The organism is Pseudomonas tehranensis (assembly GCF_014268615.1).
In the GTDB taxonomy this organism is placed as follows: Bacteria; Pseudomonadota; Gammaproteobacteria; order Pseudomonadales; family Pseudomonadaceae; genus Aquipseudomonas; species Aquipseudomonas tehranensis.
The window spans coordinates 1-4,565 of the sequence record NZ_JABWQV010000332.1; the positions used below are offsets into that span (position 1 = coordinate 1).

Genomic DNA, 4,565 nt, shown 5'->3' on the forward strand with positions numbered 1-4,565 from the left:
CGGGAGCAAGCTCCCTCGCCACAGGAAAGCGCGCTTGAGATACTCTATTGTTCGCCTCATGCCTAATCATCGTAAAATGAGCATTCCCTCATGACCCTCACCCAACTCGAAATCTTCTCCCAGGTCGCCGAGCTGCGCGGTTTCACCGCCGCGGCGACGCGGTTGGGCATCAGTCAGTCGGCGGTGTCCCACGCCATCAAATCCCTGGAGCAGGAGCTGGGCGTGGAGTTGTTCAGACGTCATCAGAGCCTCATCGAGCCCAGCGACATTGGCCGGCAGTTGCTGCTGCGGGCCCGGGCCATGCTCGGGCTGGCCAACACCCTGCGCCAGGAAGCCGCGGATGCGCGGGGTATGCGCCGTGGCACCCTGCGTATCGGCTCGTTCGGCCCGACTTCGTCGATGAAGTTATTGCCCGCCATCCTGCAACGTTACCGGGCTTTGCATCCGGGGATCGAAGTGCACATCGACGAAGGACCGGACCGGCAAGTCATCCAGTGGCTGGATGAACGGCGGATCGACGTCGGTTTCGTGGTGCTGCCCGAAGACCGTTTCGACACGTTCGCGCTGATGCAAGACCAGATGGTCGCCGTGCTGCCCAGCGCTCACCCCCTCGCCGCCCAAGCCAGCCTGAGCCTCAAGGACCTGTGCAACGACCCGTTCGTGCTCACCGAGGCCGGCTCTTCTGAACTGGTTTCGCGCCTGTTCAACGCAGCCCGGCTCACACCGAACGTGCGCTATCGTTGTTCGCAGCTGCTCAGCACCCTGGATGTCGTCAGCCGCGGCGAGGCCGTGACCCTGGTGTCCGAAGGTTCGCTACCGGGCGGCGACAACCCACGGTTCGTCACGCGGCCATTGTCGCCGCAGGTTCCGCGTCAGATAGGCCTGGCGGTATTGGACAGCCGCCAGGCCTCGCCCGCTACGCTGGCGTTTATCGAACTGGCGCGGCAGTCAGTCTGATCACCCGCAACCGGATACACTATCGAAGCTGTTCCTCCAGCCCTCACAGGTTATGCAGATGCCATTGACCGCCACTCGTTTGCGCAAGCGGCCCCGTCGCAACCTGATCACGCTGCTCTGCGGCGTGCTGCCGATACTGTCAGGGCTGGGCATTCTGTACCTGCAAGCTGAACGGACACTGGAACAACAGAGCCAACAGACCAGCGAAGAGCTGGTCGGGCAGATCGAACTGATGCTCGATAACACCGCGCTGGCGGCCCGCGAACTGCTGCCTCTGGCCGGCCAGCCCTGCGAAGCGGTGAAACTGGCCTTGCGCGAACAGGTAACGCGTCGCCCATTCGTCCGTTCGACCAACCTGGTGTGGGACAACACCCTCTATTGCAGTTCGCTGTTTGGCGCCTTCGAAGAGACGGTTGATCCGATTGCCTACCATCAGGGCACGTTATGGCTGATGAACGGCAACCCGATCACCCCCGACACCGCGCTGCTGATCTACCGGCTCAATGAAGGGCAACAAGGGGCATTGGCAACGCTGGACGGTTATCACCTGGCCAATGTCTTGCGTCTGATCGGCGGCGAAACCCGGTTGTTGCTGCAAGTCGGGCCAAACTGGCTGACCGCGGACGGGAAGGTCCGACCAGCGCCCCTGCCTGCCCTGCCGGTCGCCCGCAGCAACCTGACCTCATCGCGCTATGCCTTCAATGTTGCAGCCGGCTTCGATGAGGGTGAAATCTGGCGCTACATGGCCCGTGAGTATCCGCCGCTGTTCAGCCTGCTGATCTTCTTTGGTGTCATCGCTGGAACGCTCGGCCACTGGCTGCAAAAACGCACCACGTCCCCCAGCCATGAGCTGCAACGCGCGCTTGAGGCCGGGGAGTTCGTGCCGTATCTGCAACCGGTCGTGCAGGGCGACAGCAAGCGCTGGGCCGGGGTCGAAGTGCTGATGCGCTGGAACCATCCCAAGGAAGGCCTGGTGCGGCCGGACCTGTTCATTCCCTTTGCTGAACACAGCGGCTTGATCGTGCCGATGACCCGGGCATTGATGCAGCAAACCATGCATTTGCTGGCGCCCTTGGTCCCGCAACTGGAAAGTCCCTTTCACGTCGGCATCAACATCACCGCGCGCCATTGTCAGAATCTGGAACTGGTGCAAGATTGCCGCGAGTTCCTGGAAGCCTTCCCACCGGGGGTCATTACCTTGGTGCTGGAACTGACCGAGCGCGAGCTGATCGAACCGACACCCACCACTCACCAGCTGTTCCAGCACCTGCGTGAACTGGGGGTCAAGATCGCAATCGACGACTTCGGCACCGGTCATTCCAGCCTGGGCTACTTGCGCCAGTTCAACGTGGACTTCCTGAAAATCGACCAGAGCTTTGTTGCCATGATCGGCGTCGATGCCCTGTCGCGGCACATCCTTGACAGCATCATCGAACTGTCGGGCAAGCTGGACTTGGGTATCGTTGCCGAGGGGGTCGAAACCGTTGAACAAAGCAACTATCTGGCCGCTCACGGGGTGAACTTTTTACAGGGGTATCTATTTGGTCGCCCGATGAGTGGCGCGGATTTCATTACGGCGCTGTCTGCCATTGAAACCCCTGATGCTGCGCCCCTCTACGGGCAACCACAGTCGGACTGATAAAATTCGCATCCCGTGTTACATAACGAAAAAGTTACGATTTACACCCGTGGGTTTCACTACTACAATTTTTTTACCTGTGGCTAATAGCAGGAGCGTCATTATCACTGAGTCGCTTCAAGGCACTTGGCTTATAGCTTTGTTTGCGGTTGGTATCAGCCAAATATTCTGATTGGAGTAACGATATTGTCCAGACTCGCTGAATTTCGTAAAGCAGAACAGGACCTTCAAGAGCGGCTCAAGCAGCTGGAAAAGCTGAAGAATGATGCCGGGCTCAAGAAAGAAATCGAATTCGAAGAGAAGCTCCAGGGACTGATGAAAACCTACGGCAAGAGCCTGCGCGACGTCATCGCGATTCTCGACCCGAACCCGGCCAAGGGGGGCCTGCCTTCGACCAAGCCTGTCAAAACCCGCCGTGCGCGAGTGGTCAAGGTGTACCAGAACCCGCACACAGGTGAACTGATCGAAACCAAAGGCGGCAACCATCGGGGCCTGAAAGCCTGGAAAGAACAGTACGGTGCAAAAACCGTTGACGCCTGGTTGCGCAGCTGAGAAAGCTGGCCGAATAAAAAACCCTGAGTCTGCTCAGGGTTTTTTATGGGGCAGGATTTCTGGATTAAGTGGTTCTAATACCGCAGGCTTTATAGTTTCAGGCTATTTCGTACCGACTGTATTTCATCCTGGTTTTCTACAAACTCCTGAGCCTGTCCCGCATAGGACAGCACATTAGCCCTGCCCTCCTTTAGTGCAGCGACGAGTGTCTGAGATAACACGTGCCGGCCATTTTGCGTGATCGTGCAAGTGGTCTCCAGTGCGGCAACGTCGCCCAACATCGAAGCATGAATTTTATTACAGACACTTTGATAACCGCTTTGATAAAAGTCCTTTTGAATTGACTTGCGCATTTCCAGTAACACGCCTTGCAAGTTGACTTGATGACCTGGCTCGATGGGCGTCGTGGTCAGTTCCATGACCATCACCGCCGTGCCCGCTGAATCATTCTTTGTCGCCCGTTGCCGGGTCGTTCCCGGCGCTGCCGACGAGGTGCCCGCATCTGAGGGCAAGGGTTCGATGACCCAGCCTGGAGGCCAGGCGACCTGCGGTTCGGCCGCCTGGACAGCGACACTTGCCATCGCGACCAGCCACAGGACAAACAGCGAAAGAAACGGTCGAATCATTGCATTGCACTCAAGGACGATTCGTAAAGTCTGAAGCCCGCCGCCCCGGCAAGCAATAGCCAGAGGCGTTTGGCGATGCCGCGCCCCTTGCGTATCATGGGTGCACCTGCAAGGAAGCCGTTTAGCGCAAGCCAGGACCGTCGCAGCCAGGTTGCGATGCCGTTTGCCCCACTTATTTTCCGGAGGGCCCATGAGCCTGCACGAACTCAACACTTTCCCTGGCGTCACCGCCCAACCCGATACCGCCACAGCCAAATTCGTCTTCAACCACACCATGCTGCGGGTCAAGGACATCACCCGGTCCCTGGACTTCTACACCCGGGTGTTGGGTTTTTCCCTGGTGGAAAAGCGCGACTTCCCGGAAGCCGAATTCAGCCTGTACTTCCTCGCCCTGGTGGACAAGAGCCAGATTCCGGCCGACGCTGCACAGCGCACCGAATGGATGAAATCCATCCCCGGCATCCTGGAACTGACCCACAACCACGGCACCGAAAGCGACCCGGCGTTCGCCTACCACAACGGCAACACTGACCCGCGCGGGTTCGGCCACATCTGCATCTCGGTCCCGGACATCGTGGCCGCTTGCGAGCGCTTCGAGACGCTGGGCTGCGACTTCCAGAAACGCCTGAGCGACGGCCGCATGAAAAGCCTGGCGTTCATCAAAGACCCGGATGGCTACTGGGTCGAAATCATCCAGCCTGCGCCGCTGTAAAACCAGAGCGAGCCGGCGTTGGGCCTGTCGACAATGATGCTGCACCTGAAGGCCCCTTCGCGAGCAAGCCCGCTCCCAC

At 59.0% G+C, this 4,565-nt stretch carries 5 protein-coding genes; 4 read left to right on the forward strand and 1 reads right to left on the reverse strand.

Annotated elements, in window-relative coordinates; genetic code table 11:
* Positions 1–90 precede the first annotated feature (90 nt).
* The 3 genes from HU811_RS25235 (at position 91) to HU811_RS25245 (ending at position 3,148) form a co-directional block, all read left to right on the forward strand.
* Positions 91–957 (forward strand): LysR family transcriptional regulator, encoded by an 867-nt coding sequence (locus tag HU811_RS25235; protein WP_092455293.1) that lies wholly within the window; start codon positions 91–93, stop codon positions 955–957.
* Positions 958–1,015: 58 nt separating this feature from the next.
* Positions 1,016–2,596: an EAL domain-containing protein gene (locus HU811_RS25240; protein ID WP_186658709.1), complete on the forward strand. Its 1,581-nt coding sequence runs from the start codon at positions 1,016–1,018 to the stop codon at positions 2,594–2,596.
* 186 nt (positions 2,597–2,782) lie between these two features.
* Entirely contained in the window at positions 2,783–3,148 is a 366-nt protein-coding gene (locus HU811_RS25245; protein ID WP_047227632.1) for a histone-like nucleoid-structuring protein, MvaT/MvaU family, read from the forward strand.
* A gap of 89 nt (positions 3,149–3,237) precedes the next feature.
* On the opposite strand, the gene HU811_RS25250 is transcribed toward HU811_RS25245, so the two are convergent.
* Complete coding sequence (locus HU811_RS25250) at positions 3,238–3,774, reverse strand: DUF4946 domain-containing protein (RefSeq protein ID WP_186658712.1); 537 nt, start codon at positions 3,772–3,774, stop codon at positions 3,238–3,240.
* A 190-nt stretch (positions 3,775–3,964) separates the two neighbouring features.
* Between HU811_RS25250 and gloA the strand changes: the two genes are divergently transcribed.
* Positions 3,965–4,486: a lactoylglutathione lyase gene (gloA, locus tag HU811_RS25255; protein ID WP_186658715.1), complete on the forward strand. Its 522-nt coding sequence runs from the start codon at positions 3,965–3,967 to the stop codon at positions 4,484–4,486.
* Positions 4,487–4,565: the final 79 nt, after the last annotated feature.